This window comes from Sporofaciens sp. SGI.106 (assembly GCF_050314255.1).
GTDB lineage: Bacteria > Bacillota > Clostridia > Lachnospirales > Lachnospiraceae > Claveliimonas.
Genome location: NZ_JBNPMZ010000002.1, coordinates 68,873 through 88,427 on the forward strand (window position 1 = coordinate 68,873; position 19,555 = coordinate 88,427).

Annotated in this window: 16 protein-coding genes; 1 reads left to right on the plus strand and 15 read right to left on the minus strand. The window is 44.8% G+C overall.

Annotated features, from left to right (window positions below; genetic code table 11):
* Positions 1 to 28: 28 nt before the first annotated feature.
* The 6 genes from ACQRCC_RS02045 to ACQRCC_RS02070 form a co-directional block, all read right to left on the minus strand.
* Positions 29 to 2,464 (minus strand): cation-translocating P-type ATPase, encoded by a 2,436-nt coding sequence (locus ACQRCC_RS02045; RefSeq protein ID WP_427849152.1) that lies wholly within the window; start codon positions 2,462 to 2,464, stop codon positions 29 to 31.
* A 23-nt stretch (positions 2,465 to 2,487) separates the two neighbouring features.
* The gene (locus ACQRCC_RS02050) at positions 2,488 to 3,267 is read right to left on the minus strand and encodes a ZIP family metal transporter (protein WP_427849153.1); all 780 of its coding nucleotides are present in this window, start codon (positions 3,265 to 3,267) and stop codon (positions 2,488 to 2,490) included.
* A 12-nt stretch (positions 3,268 to 3,279) separates the two neighbouring features.
* Entirely contained in the window at positions 3,280 to 4,239 is a 960-nt protein-coding gene (locus ACQRCC_RS02055; protein WP_427849154.1) for a GTP-binding protein, read from the minus strand.
* A 45-nt stretch (positions 4,240 to 4,284) separates the two neighbouring features.
* Positions 4,285 to 5,448 (minus strand): CobW family GTP-binding protein, encoded by a 1,164-nt coding sequence (locus ACQRCC_RS02060; protein ID WP_427849155.1) that lies wholly within the window; start codon positions 5,446 to 5,448, stop codon positions 4,285 to 4,287.
* 298 nt (positions 5,449 to 5,746) lie between these two features.
* Complete coding sequence (gene fliB, locus ACQRCC_RS02065) at positions 5,747 to 6,895, minus strand: flagellin lysine-N-methylase (RefSeq protein ID WP_427849156.1); 1,149 nt, start codon at positions 6,893 to 6,895, stop codon at positions 5,747 to 5,749.
* Between the two features lie 17 nt (positions 6,896 to 6,912).
* Positions 6,913 to 8,343 carry an alanine/glycine:cation symporter family protein gene (locus tag ACQRCC_RS02070; protein ID WP_427849157.1) on the minus strand — a complete coding sequence of 477 codons (1,431 nt, stop codon included), beginning with the start codon at positions 8,341 to 8,343 and terminating at the stop codon, positions 6,913 to 6,915.
* Positions 8,344 to 8,463: 120 nt separating this feature from the next.
* Between ACQRCC_RS02070 and ACQRCC_RS02075 the strand changes: the two genes are divergently transcribed.
* The gene (locus ACQRCC_RS02075) at positions 8,464 to 9,303 is read left to right on the plus strand and encodes a putative manganese transporter (protein WP_427849158.1); all 840 of its coding nucleotides are present in this window, start codon (positions 8,464 to 8,466) and stop codon (positions 9,301 to 9,303) included.
* Here the strand turns inward: ACQRCC_RS02075 and ACQRCC_RS02080 are convergent.
* The 9 genes from ACQRCC_RS02080 to ACQRCC_RS02120 all read right to left on the minus strand — a co-directional run bounded on the left by ACQRCC_RS02080 (position 9,293) and on the right by ACQRCC_RS02120 (position 19,538).
* Positions 9,293 to 10,789, minus strand: coding sequence for an AAA family ATPase (locus ACQRCC_RS02080; protein ID WP_427849159.1), 1,497 nt, complete (start codon positions 10,787 to 10,789; stop codon positions 9,293 to 9,295). The two genes, ACQRCC_RS02075 and ACQRCC_RS02080, sit on opposite strands and share 11 nt — an antisense overlap.
* Before the next feature lie 25 nt (positions 10,790 to 10,814).
* Positions 10,815 to 12,119: a vWA domain-containing protein gene (locus tag ACQRCC_RS02085; protein WP_427849160.1), complete on the minus strand. Its 1,305-nt coding sequence runs from the start codon at positions 12,117 to 12,119 to the stop codon at positions 10,815 to 10,817.
* A gap of 18 nt (positions 12,120 to 12,137) precedes the next feature.
* Complete coding sequence (locus tag ACQRCC_RS02090; protein WP_427849161.1) at positions 12,138 to 13,028, minus strand: leucine-rich repeat protein; 891 nt, start codon at positions 13,026 to 13,028, stop codon at positions 12,138 to 12,140.
* 85 nt (positions 13,029 to 13,113) lie between these two features.
* Complete coding sequence (locus ACQRCC_RS02095) at positions 13,114 to 13,347, minus strand: hypothetical protein (protein ID WP_427849162.1); 234 nt, start codon at positions 13,345 to 13,347, stop codon at positions 13,114 to 13,116.
* Between the two features lie 69 nt (positions 13,348 to 13,416).
* Complete coding sequence (locus ACQRCC_RS02100; RefSeq protein ID WP_427849163.1) at positions 13,417 to 15,393, minus strand: hypothetical protein; 1,977 nt, start codon at positions 15,391 to 15,393, stop codon at positions 13,417 to 13,419.
* A gap of 141 nt (positions 15,394 to 15,534) precedes the next feature.
* Positions 15,535 to 16,836, minus strand: a complete 1,302-nt coding sequence (locus tag ACQRCC_RS02105) for an FAD-dependent oxidoreductase (RefSeq protein ID WP_427849164.1) — start codon at positions 16,834 to 16,836, stop codon at positions 15,535 to 15,537.
* Positions 16,837 to 16,917: 81 nt separating this feature from the next.
* A complete protein-coding gene (locus tag ACQRCC_RS02110) occupies positions 16,918 to 17,922 on the minus strand; it encodes a tyrosine-type recombinase/integrase (protein ID WP_427849165.1) in 1,005 nt (334 codons plus the stop codon).
* Between the two features lie 65 nt (positions 17,923 to 17,987).
* Positions 17,988 to 18,590 carry an HD domain-containing protein gene (locus ACQRCC_RS02115; RefSeq protein WP_427849166.1) on the minus strand — a complete coding sequence of 201 codons (603 nt, stop codon included), beginning with the start codon at positions 18,588 to 18,590 and terminating at the stop codon, positions 17,988 to 17,990.
* A gap of 24 nt (positions 18,591 to 18,614) precedes the next feature.
* Entirely contained in the window at positions 18,615 to 19,538 is a 924-nt protein-coding gene (locus ACQRCC_RS02120; RefSeq protein WP_427849167.1) for a radical SAM protein, read from the minus strand.
* Between the last annotated feature and the right edge of the window lie 17 nt (positions 19,539 to 19,555).

The window sequence follows — 19,555 nt, forward strand, 5'->3', positions numbered from 1 at the left end:
AGTTGATATGCTCCCATTTTTATAATTACTACTTTACTTTTCCGCGTATTTTACAATATCCTTTCCGAATCATATCTACCAGTATCGTCAGGTATCGGAACATAGATTCCGATGCAAAAGAAAATACTACAAACAACAGGATGCACACTTTGGACATTCCGGACAGTGCAAATAGCTGGTGCAGATATAATCCGCAAAACAGCAGAATTCCAATACAGCCCGCCAGTACAGCTGTACGAAGCTTGTTCATTGGAAGACTGATCTTATAAAGAATCATGAACCCTACAATCGCAAGCAACATGGTAGCAGCTGTAGCAATATCGCTCTCAGGCAATCCAAATACCTTTCCACAGATGACCAGGGCTCCCACCGCAAGCATATCCGTAATTCCCGCCGGAAGTGCTTTTAATAATACATTGGTCAGGAAATGGCCTTCAATCCGGCTCTTATTCGGTTCCAGTGCCAGGAAAAAGGCCGGTATTCCGATGGTACACATACTGATCAGTGATACCTGTGAAGGTTCCAGCGGATACGTAATCATGAATACCGCTGAGAAAATGGACAGCAAAAAGGAAAATATATTCTTCACCAGGAACAGACTTGCCGAGCGCTGAATGTTATTGACTACTCTGCGTCCTTCCAGTACAACCGATGGCATACAGGAAAAGTCTGACTCCAGAAGTACCACCTGCGCCGCCTGAGCAGCAGCATCACTTCCGGATGCCATAGCTACACTGCAGTCCGCATCCTTAAGTGCCAGTACATCATTCACTCCATCTCCTGTCATGGCTACCGTATTTCCCTGCTTTTGAAGTGCCTGTATCAGCTGTCGTTTCTGCTCCGGTGTCACTCGACCAAAAACAGTATATTTCTGAACGGCATTACTTATATCTTCCTCCGTATTCAGGTCTCTCGCATCCACATACCGGTCTGCATTCTCGATTCCCGCCTGTCCGGCAACCTCAGACACCGTCAGCGGATTATCCCCGGAAATTACTTTAACAGCCACTCCCTGGTCTGCAAAATACCCAAAGGTTTCTTTCGCATTTTCCCTGATTGGATTGGAAAGAATAATATATCCCAGAGGCGTCACCTTCTCTGTCAGCGGCTTTCCGTCAATCGTGCCCTCATACGAGCCAAATACCAGCAGACGGTAACCCTTTCTGGTATATTCCTCTATTTCTGCCGAATATAAAATGTAGTCCTCCCGAAGAATCATTTCCGGTGCTCCCATAACATAAGCACCGTCCTCAAAAGTCACACTGCTGTATTTTACCGCAGAAGAAAAAGAGGTTTTACTGACCGGTTTTCGCCCGCTGATTTCCGTGAAAAAATCTTTCACCGCATCCATGGTAGCATTGTCATCCGACATGGCTGCCGCAAAATCACCGATCATCTGTGCAAGGGTCGGATATTTTTCCTGATTTTTCTTATAATCCAGAGTTTCTACCGCCTGATTTACCGTCATCAGGTTCTCCGTGATCGTTCCCGTCTTATCCACACAGAGTACATTCACCCTCGCAAGCGTCTCAATACTCTTCATATCATGAAGCAGGACTTTTTGCTTCGCAAGGCGCATGGCACTCACGACCAGCGCAACAGTTGCCAGCAGGTACAGACCCTCCGGAATCATTCCAATAACAGCCGCCACCATAGATGTAATGCTCTGACGGAAGGTGTCATGATTTACGAAAAAGCTTTCACCGAACAGAATCAGCCCAATCGGTATAATAGCAATACCCACGCCTTTAACTAATTTATTAAGAGAACGAATCATTTCCGACTGCTCACTGCTCTCCATAGCCTTTGCCTCAAGCGTTAATTTGGAAATGTACGAATCCTCTCCCACCTGAGTCAATCGGGCATAGCATTGCCCCGATATCACAAAACTTCCGGACATCAGGGAATCTCCCTTTTTCTTTGTAATCTCATCCGATTCTCCCGTTAAAAGAGATTCATTTACCTGAACCTCTCCTTCCACAACCACAGCATCTGCACAGATCTGACTTCCTGCATCAAAGATTACAATATCGTCCAGAACCAGTTCTTCTGCATTCACCCGCTGAGCCGTACCGTCCCGCACTACCCTTGCATGGGGTGCATGCAGCATGGACATCTTATCCAACACCTTCTTTGCACGCACTTCCTGCACAATTCCCACCAGAGTATTTGCAATAATAACCGGAAGAAATGTCAGATTGCGGAAGGATCCTACCAGGCAAAGCAGTACTGCCAGTACAGCAAAAATCAGGTTAAAATAGGTAAATACATTCTCATGCACAATCTCTGACACCGTCTTAGACGGAGAATCCACAGGCAGATTGATCCACCCGTGAAGTCTGTGCTCCTGTACCTGATCAGAAGTAAGCCCCTCCTGATAATTCGGTTCATATCGCGTCGTTTCCAACCGCTCTCTGCGTCGTTCTAATTGTGCGATTTCAGCTTTTTTCTTTCGTTTTCCCATATTAATTTATCTCCTCTGTCTCCTTATCCAAGTGCCACATCCAATATCATCATCAGGACAAACCCGACGGTGAACCCAATGGTTCCGATATTACTATGCTCCCCCTCACTTGCCTCCGGAATCAGTTCCTCAACCACCACATACAGCATGGCTCCCGCCGCAAATGCAAGCAAATACGGCAGTACCGGTGTCAAAAACTCACTCAGAAGAATGGTAATTGCAGCCGCTGCAGGCTCCACAATTCCGGAAGATGCTCCATAAAGAAATGCCTTTCCCCGGTTCATTCCATTTTCACTTTTCAGCGGAAGAGAAATGATTGCTCCCTCAGGGAAATTCTGAATGGCGATTCCGATAGACAGAGCAAACGCTCCCGCCATGGTAATCTGGGCATTCTCAGCCATCATCCCGGCAAACACAACACCCACAGCCATTCCCTCCGGGATATTATGAAGTGTCACCGCAAGTACCAGCATGGTAGACCTGCTCCATCCTTTCTTCGGTCCTTCCGGTGCTTCGTGATCCAGATGTAAATGGGGTACCACTACATCCAGAAGCAACAAAAATGCTACCCCGGCAAGGAGTCCTGCCGCAGCCGGAACAAATGCCATTTTTCCCATGTGCTCTGACATATTCATGGCCGGCATCAGAAGAGACCACACGGAAGCTGCCACCATCACCCCGGAGGCAAACCCCAGCAGAATCTTCTGAATCAGCGGACGAATCTCATTTTTCAGTAAAAATACGCAGGAAGCTCCAAGAGCCGTTCCCACAAACGGTATCATGATACCTAAAAATACATTCATATAACGTCCCCTTTAATTGAAATATACCAGTTCCTGTGAAAGTGCAGGAATTTCCTCTATCTGTTCCGCCTTAATCACCGGACCTTTACCCCGATAAGCACGATTATACTCAAATCCCACCTTACCGCGGACCCGAACCCATTTACCGGATTTTATCTCACCGGCATTTTTATTCCTGCACACATATCCAAGAAACGTCAGGTCATCCGCACAGCAGGTCATTGCTTTTCTTCCCACAATACATTCATCAGGCTGCGCTCCCCGTGACCTTAAAACCTTTCCACAGAATTCTACCGTTTTTCCGGCATAGCGTTTGGGATGGTCGATCATATCTACATACCAGATTCCATAGTCCATATCCTCAATCTTCACCACCGGCGCTTCCAGGTCGTATGGCATATGCTCATCAAAAATATTATCAATCTCTCCATCCGCTCCCTCGAACACGATCTCCGCATTCTGATTGACAACCTTTACATTTCTTCTGTAGGCTGCAAGGGGCATCTCCTTCGTACAACGGTTAAAGATTACCAGCTCCGCATTACGCACCATTTCAACAAACAGTGGCTTCATATTTGCAATGTACATATCAAAGGTGCTGGCATCAACAATCGTAATCTCCTGCACCAGTCCCCATCCTTTTGGGACATCCATTTCTTCCATTTTACTGACCGGATACATACCATTGCATTCAAAGATCACGCGTTCCGGATTGTAGAGCAGATCAACGCCTGCAAGCCAGTCTTTTGTCACTTCCTCCGGTCCATCCACCGTAAGTAAAATGGTATTCGTCCGGCGTAAAAGCTCTTTATCGTACTCCTCCTCGCCTTCCTCGCAGAGAATCAGAACCGTCTTTCCTTCTATTGCAAAGTAATCCTGCACAAGAGTCTGGGTCAGAAACCGGGTCTTTCCGCTTTCCAGAAATCCGTTCACCAGATAAACCACCACTCTCGCATTTTCTACCATTTGCATCTATCTTCGCACCTCCATCTGCATCATTTCCTGTATCCTTCTCATCTATACCCCAAACAGCTCTGCCAGGGCGTCTTCCTTAAGCTTCGAACCGATGACACAGATTCTTCCGGTATAATCTGCTGCACCCTCGCGAATCTCGCATTCTCCCGGAACCATATCGAAGTAAATCCATGTTCCTTTATCAGATGCCACCATTCCTTTGGCACGCAGTACTGTTCCGTAAAACTCCTCGGTATTCAGCGCTTCAAGCTTCACCTTCAGTTCTTCCTCATTATACTTCTTCACCGTCTCACGACCCCAGCTTGTGAACACCTCATCCGCATGGTGATGTCCATGATGGTGCTCATGGTCATGATGATGGTCGTGGTCATGGCAGCCACAGTCGCAGTGCTCATCATGCTCATGGTGGTGCTCGTGATGGTGCTCATGGTCGTGGTCATGGCAGCCACAGTCGCAGTGCTCATCATGCTCATGATGATGATGTTCGTGATGGTGCTCATGGTCGTGGTCATGGCAACCACAGTCACAGTGCTCATCATGCTCGTGATGATGTTCATGCTCATGGTGATGTTCATGCTCTGCTTCTTCCAGCATTTTCTCTTCAAGAGAATCCACATGTTCCATGGTCTGCAAAAGTTTCTTTCCATCCAGCTGATCGATTGGCGTGGTAATAATTGCCGCCTTATCGTTCATTTCACGAAGTAAATGTACCGCTTCCTCTACCTTTCCTTCCTTTGCCACATCTGTACGGCTCAGGATAATAGCTCCTGCTGATTCTACCTGATTGCTGTAGAACTCGCCAAAATTGCGCAGATACATTTTACATTTATTCACATCCACTACCGTTGTATAACTGTTCAGGCAGATATCAACCTTATCCTTCACATTTTCTACTGCTTTCATAACATCTGAAAGCTTTCCAACGCCGGATGGTTCAATCAGGATCCGGTCCGGAGCATAGGTAGAAATCACTTCCTGAAGAGAAGTACCGAAATCGCCAACCAGCGAACAGCAGATGCATCCGGAATTCATTTCCCGGATCTCAATACCGGCTTCTTTCAAAAATCCACCGTCAATACCGATCTCTCCAAATTCATTTTCAATCAGCACCACCTTCTCATCGGCAAATGCTTCTTTTAAAAGCTTTTTGATTAATGTGGTTTTTCCGGCACCAAGAAAACCGGATATAATATCTATCTTTGTCATTTTCATCCACTCCTTGTTCTCCATATTTTCCTATGGTTTGTTTTAACACAAATGGAAATAAAATTCAAGCCGGGGCATGTATCTTCTGAAAGCCCCGGCCGGTATATGTAACTGTTCAGAGCCAAGCAAAATTTCATAAAACAGACGTAAAATGCTTGCATTTTTAAGATTGTTTTTGAAATTTTATTTGGCGGATACGCCACACCGACGAAATGCGAAGCATTTTGGAGGTTGGCTCTGAACAGTTACCGGTGTATCGAATTTTACCATTGAATCAAGAAAATCTCTTGACTTCATATCAATCCAGAAGCTCCAGATTCCGGTCTGAATGCTCTATCTCCCTGGAGTAGCGGTAAACAATCTCCACCACATCATCCATATCCAGAATCTGCTCATTCTTCACCCATCTCGCAACAAGCATTTCGCTTATGAGGAACACGCTGATCACGGACATTCTGACCTTTCCATAGGCATTTCCGTCATAGACAGCGCCACAGAAATAGGTATAGACAAAATATACAAGAAGCTGTTCCATTATAACCTGCCAGCATGGATGTTTCTCTTTATGCGCCACTCCGTTCGTCCATACCGTTTCCAGCCACTTTTCAAACTCTCTGTGAATCCTTCCATATCTCTTCACACGATCCCGTAGGTCGCCTTCCAGACCAAAAAGAATCTCCTCTGTCTCCAGTAAATGCTGGTGCCATTCCTCCCGCAGCACTTCCAGCTGGTATAACCTGAGAAATGTCCTTCGGGCCCGACCATACTGTTTCACCAGTCTCTGCCTGTTCTCCTCGCTTTTTCGTCTCACAAACTGCTCTGCCTCCGGTGTCTGATAACGCTCCAGCACATCCCCACAGGAAAATAGCTCTTCCCTGTTGATACGTACCTGAAGATCATGTGCAAGATCAAGGATTAACCCCGCACGAACCCGGATATCCATCGCCCTGTTCTGCAGAATCTGAAGCATCACTTCTCTTGCATCCACCAGCCAGGAATACAGGAAGGGATCGAAATCTTCATAAGTCTCCTCCCTGTCTTTCTCAAATGTCAGAAATCTCACCGGTTCCTCATGAGTAAGCAAAAGCCTGGCTACCTCCGGGCATGATACCGATAACGTAATCTCCCGCACTCCCTCGAATTCCTCTACATGGCGCGGATAAAGGCGGCATGTCCTGCAAAGGCTCTCCCTGCCAAGCTCCGTATACATATCACAGAGATTATTTTCATTTAAAAAGGCACATCTCTTATCGCCGGTCTGCCGAAAAATCCCCTTCGACCATCGAATGGATTTCATCAGCCTCTTTCCAAATTCTCCCTCTACGTTTCTGTATTTTTTTAATGATTGATAATCTATCGCAATCTGCCACCCTGCACAGCAGGTATCCTCACACTTATCTGCCGTACAACAGAAATCCGCATAATAATCCGAAACACTGTATAACATCTGTCAATCCCCCATTCTTATTTCCACACCGTATCGGAAACACCGATATCTTCTCCCCTGAATGTCGGACTCTTTCCCTGCTTTTTCTGCTCCTCATAATTCTCAAGCGCCCGAAAAGCAATCTTACCCAGAAGAAAGATGGAAACAATATTTACAATAGCCATAAATCCCATCGTAATATCCGCAATATTCCATATCAGAGAAAAATCTGCCTGAGCTCCCAGGAAAATAGCCACAATACAGGTCAGGCGGAAAACAAACAACAGCTTTTTACTGTTTTTAATAAACAGAATATTGGACTCTGCATAATAGTAATTTCCCACCAGACTGCTGAATGCAAATGCAAAGATGGAAAATGTGATAAAGTGGATTCCCCATGTTCCCACATTTGCACTGATTGCCGCCTGTACAAACGGAATTCCGTCAAGCTCACCGCTGACTCCCTGCACACCGGACACCAACAGCATCATAGCTGTACTGGAACAAATGAGCAACGTATCGATAAATACAGAAATGACCTGTACCAGCCCCTGTTTTACCGGGTGCTCCACATCCGCAGAGGCAGATGCATTCGGCGCACTACCCATTCCTGCCTCATTAGAAAAAAGACCGCGCTTAATACCAATCACCACAGCGCTTCCGGCAAATCCGCCGGCCATGGCTTTAAAATCAAATGCATTTTCCATAATCACAGCAAATACATGAGGCAGCTCTGTGATATGTGTAATCATTGTAAAAATGCCTATTAAAATATAAATCATTGCCATGATCGGAACAATAACGGATGTAATAAATCCAATCCTGTGCACACCGCCCCAGATAACAAGAGCCGTTGCCGCCGCCAGAACGATTCCCAGAATCATGGGAATCCTGGTCTCAGAATAATTCGGAATATAATATTCCAGCGCAGAGGACATGTTAAATGCCTGCAATCCATTAAATCCATACGCAAAGCAAATGATCAAAAGGATGGAAAACAAAATACCAAGCCATCTCTTTCCAAGCGCCTTCTCCATATAATAAGACGGACCGCCGCGGAACTGCCCGTCCTGGCGTACCTTATATATCTGTGCCAGCGTACTCTCCACAAACGCGGAAGCTCCTCCGATCACCGCCATCAGCCACATCCAGAACACGGCTCCCGGTCCACCTGCAGCTATAGCGGTTGCAATACCTGCAATATTACCCGTTCCGACTCTGGACGCTGTAGAAATCATCAGCGCCTGAAAGGATGATACCGACTTTTCCCCTTCCTTTGTCTCCGTAGATTTCTCCAAAAGAGAACGAATACCATCTTTTAACAGACGAAGCTGAACTCCTCTGGTACGGATCGTAAAATAAACACCCACAGCAACCAGAAGAATAATCAGCACATACGTATACATAACATCATTTAACTTCGATAAAACTGCATTAATTCCCACTTCTTCTACCTCGCTTTCTAACATAATTAGTGTAACATAATCCCGTTCTTACGGTCAAAGAATTTCGAAACATCTGATTTTCTGACTTTCTTTTTGGGAAAACTGTGTTAAAATAGGGAGAATAAAAAAAGGAGTACTCTTTCTATGGAAATAATAACAGACATTCTGCTTGATACTGCCGCAGACAGTCTCCGGATGTTTCCGTTTCTCTTTGCGGCATTTTTACTATTAGAATCCCTGGAACACCACTCAGGTTCCATACCCGAAAAAATACTGACCCGTTTTTCCAAAGGCGGTCCTCTCTTCGGAGCACTGCTGGGCTGCATTCCGCAGTGCGGATTTTCTGTACTTGCAGCCAACCTGTATGCCGGCGGTGTCGTATCCCCGGGCACACTACTGTCCGTATTCCTCGCTACCTCCGATGAGGCTGTCCTGATTCTCATGGGACATCCCGGAAATGGTGCCGAAATCTGTCAGCTCCTGGTTGCAAAAATAGGAATCGCAATCATTGCCGGATACCTTACCGACCTGTTCCTTGCAGACAAGATCACGTCGTCCAAACACATCGGGGACCTATGCTCCCACTGCGGATGCCATGGAAACCACGGTATCATAAAGCCCGCCCTCAACCATACGGTTCGGCTCTTTGGTTACATTTTCCTTTTTTCCGGCATCCTGAATGCACTGTTGGAAATCTTTGGTCTGACCACCGTCAGTTCCTTCCTGCTAAACGGAAGCCTGCTGCAGCCTTTCCTTGCAGCACTGATTGGTTTCATTCCCAACTGTGCCGCCTCTGTCATTCTGACAGAGCTGTACCTGACCGGAGCACTGAGCTTCGCATCCGTTATTGCCGGACTTTGCACCAACGCCGGTCTGGGACTCATCGTGCTTTACAAGGTAAATAAGAATCGCAGCGAGAATTTAAAACTCACCGCGCTTCTTTATATAGCCGCCGCCATATCCGGCATCCTGTTTAGCCTCTGATCAGGTCTTCTTCTACAGCATCCAGATCTTTCATGATCTTTTCATGCTGCTCTTCCAGAAGAAGACCCTTGTTGTATTTATAATATTTGTCACAGTCGTTTTCCTTCAGGAAATAAATACTGTAATAGTTCGTATTCAATTCTGTTACAAATGACACCATTTCCTGACTGTCTCCGAACGCTTCCTCCATAAAATCAAAGGCATGATCCAGAGCCTTCGCTGCTGCCTCTGTCTCCTGCTCCCGCATCCCGGCCTCCTGCGCGAATGCCTCCCTTACACGTTCAAACGCTTCCTCACCTTCCAGATGCTCTGTACGGATCATCTGCAGATATTTCTCCATCGTCATCAGTACCCGACGATAAATTCGGTCCGTAAATTTCGTCAGCTGTTCTGCCCTGCGTAAATCCTCATACTCCTCCTGAGCACGGGCAACCACTTCTTCCAGATTGCCACAGGCTTTATACTGCTTCAGATAATCAAAGAGGCCTGTCACATAACGGTCTGCCTCACAATAGCTTTTGAAAAACTGGGACAGCCTGCCAATCAGCATCCCCACTACACTGAGTCTCTCATCAAAGGATGCAAATCGAAGCCTCTCCAATGTATCTTCCCCATAATGCCCTTCCAGAATCCTCTCCAATCCATAATCTTTCCTGTATTTTTCAAATAATTCCAGATAGTTTGCAAAATCTTTTGCAATCTTCCAATGCTGGATATACTGATGGATAACTTCCCTGTCAGCCTTCTTTCCGATAGCTTCGTATGTCTTAAGAAACTGAGATAAATCTTCCCACCCTCTGGCCGTCGCAAACATCTTCCCGTCTACGGTAGTCTCAATGCGGTAGAAATACTCCCTTCGGATTTCCAGATAAGAGAGAATGGCCGGATGAATCTCTGCCTGATAGGCATACTCCTTCCATACCTCATAATTCTCCTCCACATCAATCCGCTTAATTCTATCCAGTGTTACAATATCAAAATCCCGTACCGACTTATTATACTCCGGCGGATTGCCTGCCGCTACGATAATCCACCCTTCCGGCACCTTCTGATTGCCGAACATCTTGCACTGCAGGAACTGCAGCATAGTAGGTGCCAGCGTTTCGGATACACAGTTGATCTCATCGATGAACAGGATTCCCTCCTTAAGTCCGGTCTGTTCCATCTTATCGTACACCGATGCGATAATCTCACTCATGGTATATTCCGTCACAGAACAGGTTCTGCCTCCGTAAGATTTTTCACGGATAAACGGCAGACCGATGGCACTCTGCCGGGTATGATGGGTAATCGTATAAGCCACCAGACCAATCCCGCACTCCTTCGCAATCTGCTCCATAATCTGCGTCTTTCCGATTCCCGGAGGACCCATCAGAAGAATCGGACGCTGCCGGATTGATGGAATCATATACTCCCCGTAAGCATCCTTCTTCAAATACGCCTCTATAGAATCTTTAATTTCTTTCTTTGCCCGTTTTATATTCATTATATTTATCCTTCTTTCTCTCCTCTTATCTGCCTTCCAGCTCATCTCTTTCCAAGATCAGTTTCATGGCCCAGGGCGGCACATTCACATCCTCATAATTTTCCTTCATAAAAACAAATGCCGTCTCAAAGGAAGGACGCTTCGCCGGATACACGCCATACCCATCCGTAAAATAAATCAATCCTTTAAGCTGTCCAAAGGCATGCTCCTCCATCAGCTGCTCCACATAAGCAAATGCCGGGCGGAAATCCGTTCCTCCCTCTCCGTGAAGCGTAAAATTCTCCATATACTCCTTCAGTTCTTCCTGTGAAGTTATTTTCTGATCTGCCTTCACCTCGTCATCACACTGAATAATGTGTATATTTACCCTTCGGAAGAAACTATTATTTTCACTGAGAACTGTATAAGTTTCTTCCAGGAACTTCTTTACCAGTTCTCCGGAACAGGACATGGACACATCGATCACAATGGCAAATTCCTCCACCTTCTGTACTTCCTTCCACTCCTGAGGTTCAATCAGCGGCATATTTCCATAAAGACTCAGACCATAGCTGTAAAATACATAGTCAAAGGAATCCTCATCCACCGTCATCTCTTCCTTCAGCACCGAGAATTTGCGCAGGAACTGCTGATAATCAAAACGCTCCTTATTCTCTACCCGAATCTGCTCCAGAAGGTCTCCGGACTGGGACGACGATTCCCTGGAAAATGTCTCCATATCCGTCTCCATCTGCTCACTCTGATCCTTCCAGCGGTTCTCAATCTCGCTTTTTTTCTTCTGATCCTCGTCCTCCGGCCAGTAGATATGATCATCTACCCGGAATTCCTTCTCAAGCTTCTCCCATTCCTGCTCACTCAAATTCCCTTCGGACAGTACACCACAGACCTTCTCCGCCGTCAGCACCCGCATTCGCTCCTTAAGCCTCCGGTAGGTCTCCCTCCGAAGCCAGGTACGCGATCTGCGGATACAGCGATGCTGCATACTGTCTATCATGGATTCTGTCACAATATCGCAGGCCAGATTCCAGCATCTCACATCTCTTCCGTTTCTCCGGATCAGATGCCGGAAAATGCAGTGAATCACCATATGTAGATACGCCCGGTTTACTAGCACCCGGTCACACCGGTACATACCGCCCAGATACTGCGGATGATAATAGATGCAGAATCCATCCGTCGCCAGCGGATCCACCCCTGCATCCATCACATATACAAAAGAAGAGAGAGCCACATCCAGAAAGCGCATCTTCAGGTACAGTTCATTTCTCGCCGATGCAAGAATCCTGCCGCTCACTTCTTCTATTCGGTTTTCGATAGTCTGCTCGTCCATGTCGATTTCCTCATCATTTTACAATTCAAATACTTTCTTTTTCTTCGGGAAACATCTGTGTTTCTCATCCATCAAAAGGCTTAATACCACCGCAGATTTTTCTTCGGAAGCCCTCTCAATCGCCTCGTCAAGCGCCTCCTCCGTCCAGTAACCCGCCTGGCCAAAGAACCGAAACATGTCCGTGTCCTCCCGCAGCACATACAACCCTCCAGCGCAGTTCATATGCTCCCTCAGATACTCTTCATAGCGCTTCTTCGCCTCTTCCGTAAGCTTATACGGAAAACGCAGGCGGCAGGCCGCAATATCCACCACTACTTCCTCCTCTTCCTCGGCAATCGCCCATGGAAGAAGGGAATCATATTCTCCGTAATTCAATTCTTTATTATAAAAGCACTGACGATAATAACCGCCCGAACCATGATAATGGGTCTCCACAATCCGCGCCGGTGTATTCTCCACTGCCTCCTCATAATGCTCCGGAAAGATTACCTTCGCCGTCCGCACCGTTCCATCCGGCTGATGATAGCGCATCATCACCCTCAGTTCAAACCGGATCTCATCCACCAGAAACTTCAGACAGGACTTCTCCCCATCATAAAAATCAATCTCAATCTCCTCCGGCCTGCACCCGGTAAATGCCCCGGCTCCGATATCCTGCCACGCATCTGAAAAGCACAGCTTCTTAAGAGAAAAACACCGGTAGAGCAGATATTTTCCTGCAGATTTCAGATAACGCGGAAGTGTAAGCTCCGTAATCCTCTTACGGGAAAATGCATAAGGTGCCGCCTCCGTCACCGCCTTCCCGGATACCTCATCCGGAATCACAAGCTCTCCTTCTATGTCCTCACAGGACTCCAGCACCGCATTATTTTCCTCTATTCTGTAAAAAACGCCGTCTCTCTCCACCATGGTTTATCCTCTTTCTTTTGTCAAAACATAAAAAGGCAGGCGGTTCTCACAGAACTACCTGCTCCTAATATTATAATCATCATAGTTACATAGCAACTGAAAATGTATTCCAATGTTCCTGCACAACCCCTGAATCAACCCAACGCTTCATTAACACAGAGACCCTTGATTGTACTTTTACAGTGTCCACATCCTGAAATCTTCTTACATCCTGCACAAGATCCTCTGCCGAAAACTCTTCTGTTTTTGCTAAAACCAGACTGTATATTGCAAAATCTAAATTCTTTTCATTATTTAAATCCATACTAACCTTGCACATAATTATTCCTCCCTTAGGTAATTCAATATTATAACCATTCTTTCCTTTTTCGTCAATATCAAAACGCTCTTACGATTCATTTGTGAAACTTCCCAATTTATTTAAGACAAAATCAACGATTGCATTCCCAAGGCTTTTTCCCACTTTTTTTCGCATAGTGTTTTTATCTGATACACGTTTACTTTTACTATCAATATATATGAAAAAGAACGGAGAATATTTCAAATCGTCTTTTAAAACATTGGAAATATTTGATATATTATCAAGCGAAATCAACTCATCTGTTTTCTGATAGAAAAACAAATCCTTTTCCGTTCCTGTTTTAGGTTGTTTTTCAGCATAAAACAGCTCTCCTTCCTCAAATTCAAGATTGATTCTCATTTGTTCAAGAACATCAGAAAATGAATCCACACCAAAAAGCTTTTGCTTAATGGCGCAGAGTATAAATCCTCCTCTTTTCACAAAAGATTTCGCCTGATTCTCATTTGCTATTATCAGAATATCTTTTATTCCTTTTAGATATCCTTCAATATCAACTAACATTTTACTCTCTTCCTGCTCTTTTTCCAGTTCCCTTAATTTTTCAATTTGATTTTCCAGTTCTTCTTTTCTCTCAATCAAAATCTGGGAAACGCATGTATCAATTTCTTCAAATTCTTCTTTTCTTTTTATCAGAGAATAATAATTCTTCTTGTTCGTTAAAAACTCTTCCAATTGATCATGTAAATAACTATCCTGATCAATGTATGTTTCAAAATATGATTTTTTTAGAATTGTAAGAAGCCACGTATCATCCCACTGACTTATTGCATAAGCTGCTTCTTTATCAGACGGTAACTTTCTATTTGCCTTCCACAAACCTGAAATATCATAAGGCAAAATATAAGAATCTGTCTCTCCTGTCTTTTCATTGGCTTCATCCACAAAATACTCCTCCGCAATTTCAACAATAGTATTTTGAAGCATACAGTCCGTTTTTATAACCCGATGATGAAAAATAATATTCTTATACAGATTCCAGCGTCTCATTAAAAAATCTTCTACCGTTTTCACTACACTAACACTCGGGCAAATTAGAAACCTATTTTCCTTCTCACACAACTTCATTTTTGATATTAAGCGGTCATATTCCGTAATGCCTAATTTAAATCCTGAGTTCGCAGGATCCCTGGATACATAATCTAATCTGTCTCCATCCAATGTGCCGTCAATAATTGAATGTAAATCCTTTAGAAATTGTGATTTTTCCTGTAAAATACGCATAGCCACTTCTTTGACCAAAATCTTAAATATTTGTTTCTGGTAGCTAACCTTATCCTTTACATCATCCTCTGAAAAATCTGGAATTGCTGTCATTAAAAGCATCTCTGCAATCTCATTCCCCAATTCTTCATGTAATTGATGTCCGCTCCCCACTAAGTCATGCAGAATATCCAAAAACTCTTTTTCTTCTTTATTTTTATTCTCCTTCTCTGATATTCTTTTATATAAAATATTCAAAGCATTTTCACTTATATGACTAAACGGCGGATGGCCGATGTCATGCAACATAGCCGCAATTCTAATGCTTTCAAATAATATTATATATATTTTTCTATTTTCTTCTCCGATATTTGCCGGCAAATTAAAATTATATATTCCTCCTGATATTTCCAGTTCATCATACTCCCTTGAAACCTTTTTAAAAATCCCTCCTAATTTACAGCTATACTTACGACCATAATCACTTTTACACACTTCATTAATAATTTGTTGTAGCTCGACTTTCGCCTGTTCAAAAAATGGTTTCAATATTTCTTCCTGTGCATTGCATATCCCCGAGTAAAAAATACTTCCACAAAGATACATACACCCTATAGAATGTTCAATTCGCCTTGTCCGATTCGCAGGAAATGTCAGATAGGCTGTTGAATTCTGATAAATCCCATGCAGTCTGTTGAACAATGTAGTAACCATGACATCTTTTTCAAATTGACTAAGCATGATTGATCCATGTAATGAATCTGCAATTAATGAGCTCCTATCTTTTATTACAGCAGTACCCACATGCATCCTCCCCCTCACTTCTTCATAAATAAGCTTAATACAAAAAAATAAGGAAATAGGAAGAGTTTTTGCTCTCCCTTTTCCTTACATTTGCCGTCATATATATACTAACATATTCTTTGTAATTTTTCGACATTTATTTCAATTTTCCTTCATATCCCCGGCGGCCGGATTATCAATCACCCCGCCATCCTCATTAAACCTCGATCCATGGCAGGGACAGTCCCAGGAATGTTCCAACTCATTCCACTTTAACGCACATCCCATGTGGGGGCAACGTTTTTTTGTAATTGTAAGAAGATTTTTTGTTGCCTCGCAGACATTAAATAGGAGCTGAGGCTTTAGCATATTCCTGGATGGGTCAAAAACTTTCTCATACGGATTCCTGCGCTCCAGAATCATATCCGTTAAAATCAATGCCGCTGCCATCGCCGAAGTCATACCCCACTTGTTAAATCCGGTGGCCACCAGACAATTGGGCAGCCCTTTTGAATACGTTCCGATATAAGGGACGCCATCCAGACTCATACAGTCCTGCGTAGCCCAGCAGGCAGCTTCACGAGCTGACGGATAATATTCCCTGACAAAATTTCTCAGCTCCTGCCAATTTCCACCCTTCTTGCCAGTCCTGTGATCTCCGCCTCCAATCAGCAGATAATCCTTATAATTGCGAAATGACATCCCGCATTTCGCCTCATCCACGTACATCCCTTTTACATTTGCTGCATTTTCAAGAGCAATGACATAAGAACGATGCTGATACAATTTCAAAAAATACATCCCGTGCTTATTTATCATCGGAAAATGTGTGGCAAACATAGCTTTCTTAAATGAAATGTTCCCATTTTCTGTTACAGCCACATTTTCCTTCAGTTCCTTCACAAAAGTATGCTCATATATCTTCAAATTCCGCGCTATCTGAGAGAGGAATTTTAAAGGATGGAACTGGGCCTGATTCGCAAAACCTATGGCTCCAACAACAGAAAAAGGAAGTTCCGTGGTATCCTGCACTTCCACGTGATACCCCAGCCTGCCAAGTGCCTCCGCCTCCTTCTCCAGCTTGCCTCTGTCATTCATAGAATACACATAGGATGTCTGGCGTCGAAAATCACAGTCTATCTCTCTGCAAAGTTTCGCATACATTTCCACTGCTTTCAGATTTGCCCCCAGATAACGTGCCGCATACTCTACCCCTTTACTTTTCAAAAGACTATGATAGATCAGACCATGCTGCGCCGTTATCTTGGCCGTCGTATTCTTCGTAATTCCCGAGCAGATTGATCTGCCTTCTGCCAGAATATAATCCACGCCATTTTCCTGAAGGAAATACGCACACAAAATCCCGGCAATTCCGCCGCCAATGATCAGCACATCCGTCCGCACATCCCCCTCAATAACAGGAAATTCCGGCATCTCCACACTTTTCGTCCAAATTGAATCCATACAAAACCCTCCGCACAAACCTGTATCTTATATCAGATATAGGATGCACAGAGGGCAGAGAAATATACACAAATCATTTAGTCAGTGAACATTTTCTTTTACAGCCATTCCCTGCAGCATACGCATACTCCTTCTTTTTTGATCCATAGAAGAATGAACATATCTGTTTAATGTTATATTGACGCTTGCGTGTCCCAATATCTCGCTCAATGTCTTTATATCAAATCCATTTTCAACGCACCGCGTCGCAAATGTATGGCGAAGTGCATGATAATTAATTGTCTCCATCCGGCACTCTGTCAAACATCGTTTGAATATATTTTCCATTGTTCTGGGTTCGATAAAAGAATCCGGGCTTCCGGTCAGAAGATAAGCCTCTTCCGGCACATTTCTTACCACATCCAATCTTGGAAGAAGAAACTCCGGAATCGGAATATCCCTGACAGAACAACTGCTCTTAGGTTCTGTCTCTATAATTTTCGTCTTCCGCTTTCCTCCATCCACATCCTGGATGCGCTGCATGGTGGAGCGCACCTGAAGTATTTCTTCATCGTACAGAATATGCTGTCTTTTCAGAGCACAGACCTCCCCGATCCGAAGTCCCATATACAGACTGAGCAGAATTCCCGTTTTAATCAGGCTTTCATCACTGGTCAGAAATTGTTCCAGCTTCATCTGCTCAAAACGATTCAGCACCCGGATCTCCGAATCATTTTTCCGAATACGGATCACCTCAAAATGGCAGGGAATCTCGATGTCGCACTGAGCGGCATATCGGCAGATTTCCTTAAGAACAGTGAGCATATCTCTCACCGTCTTTTCCGACAGGCCTCCCTGACCATCCAGTTTCCCTGATACCAGCTGCTGCCGGACAAATTGTTCCACCCGCTCTGTCGTCAGCCGGTTTACCCGGACTTCTCCCAACTCCGGCAGAATATGTCCCTGTACCAGATTCCGGTATTTCACATACGTAGATTCTCTCACTCGAAATCTCGTATTTTCAAGCCACTGCAGCATAATCGGTTCCATTCTGATGCTCTTGCGCATGAAGTACGAATAACCCTTTGTTTTTCCCATTCTTTCCATATAATCATTCCTCTCTTTTTTCTCTGATTATATCGAAAGGGACGGGGAGGGGTCAGTTCCGTCCCCTATTCCGTCCGTATTTTCCCGGCATCCAGGCTCGGCTTTATAAAGTTATGGAATGCATATTCCCACAACTGTTCAGAACCTTGTGCCGTTTTCCTGTTCCTCATTAATATCTGGTCAATATGTACCCCATGTTCCACCCAGCTTTTTCCTTCGGTCGCCGCGTTCAACATCAGCGGCTGGATGTTATCCATGGTGTGGGCAAACTTCGCCTCCGGTGTCTCCCACTCCTCAAATTCCTCCCACAGGGCACGAAGCTTCTGCTTCTGATCTTCCGGAAGTAATCCGTATATTCTATCGGCTCCTGCCTCTTCCCTCTTCCGCTTGCTCTTCGCGGCTTCCTCATCATAAGCATAGGTATCTCCCGCGTCAATTTCCACCAGATCATGGATCAGCAGCATCGTAACTGTCTTCAGAACATCGATTTTTTCATCAGCATATTCACTCAGCAAGATTGCCATAATTGCCATATGCCAGGCATGTTCCGCGTCATTTTCCTTCCGTTGTCCGTCAGACAGATAGGTCTGCCGTCCAATAAATTTCTCTTTGTCAATCTCCCGGCAGAAATCAAACTGCCGTTCAAGTCGTTCATTTTTCATTTCCATCTCCTGATTATCTTTTTTCTTCGACTAAATTCCTTCGCAATCAAACGAGGGGATGAAGCTCTCCTTCGCTGTTTCTCCCTCCTGAACAAATCCCTCTTCCACGCCTGTTTCAAGCGCATAATCCACAAGTTCCTCGTATTCTTCTTCCGTCACACACCGGTTCAATTCCGGTATGTCCTTCACCTGCGGAAGCGGCGTATACTGATTCATCAGACTTAAGTAAACCTTATCTCCATACGTCTCGTGGATATAGCGGACGACTTTTTTTGCATTTTCCAGGTGATTCGGCAAAAGTAAATGCCGCACTATGATGCCATACTGCATCATACCCTTCTCATCAAATCCCGCCCAGGTTTCCTGATTTCCATCACCTGCTGCCCTCACTTCTATCTGACGGGCCATCTCCGCCAGTGCCGCCTTCGCCACCTGGGGGTAGTCAGGTGCATGGGAATAGCGTGCCGCTATATCCTCTTCCATATATTTGAAATCCGTCAGATAAATGTCCACAATACCTTCCAGCAGTCGAAGTGTTTCCACCTTTTCATAACCGCTGCAATTATAAACAATTGGAACCTCAAGCCCGCGGTTTTTCGCCTCACGGACTGCCCATATGATTTCCGGCGTATAATGTGTGGGCGTCACCAGATTGATATTTGCCGCTCCCTGATCCTGAAGCTCCAGGAAAATATCAGTAAGCCTTTCCCGCGTAATTTCTTTTCCTGTTTCGGCTCTGGCAATATGATAATTCTGACAGTATACGCACCTCAGAGGACAGCCGCTGAAAAATACTGCTCCGGAACCGGATTCTCCGGAAATACATGGTTCCTCCCACATGTGAAGTGCCGCTCGCGCGGCTGAAATTCCCGTTCCCGATACTCCGCAGATTCCGGACTGTCCCGCTCTTCTGTCAACACCACAATTTCTGGGGCAAAGTCTGCATCCAGCCATCTTTTCTCCTCTCTCCC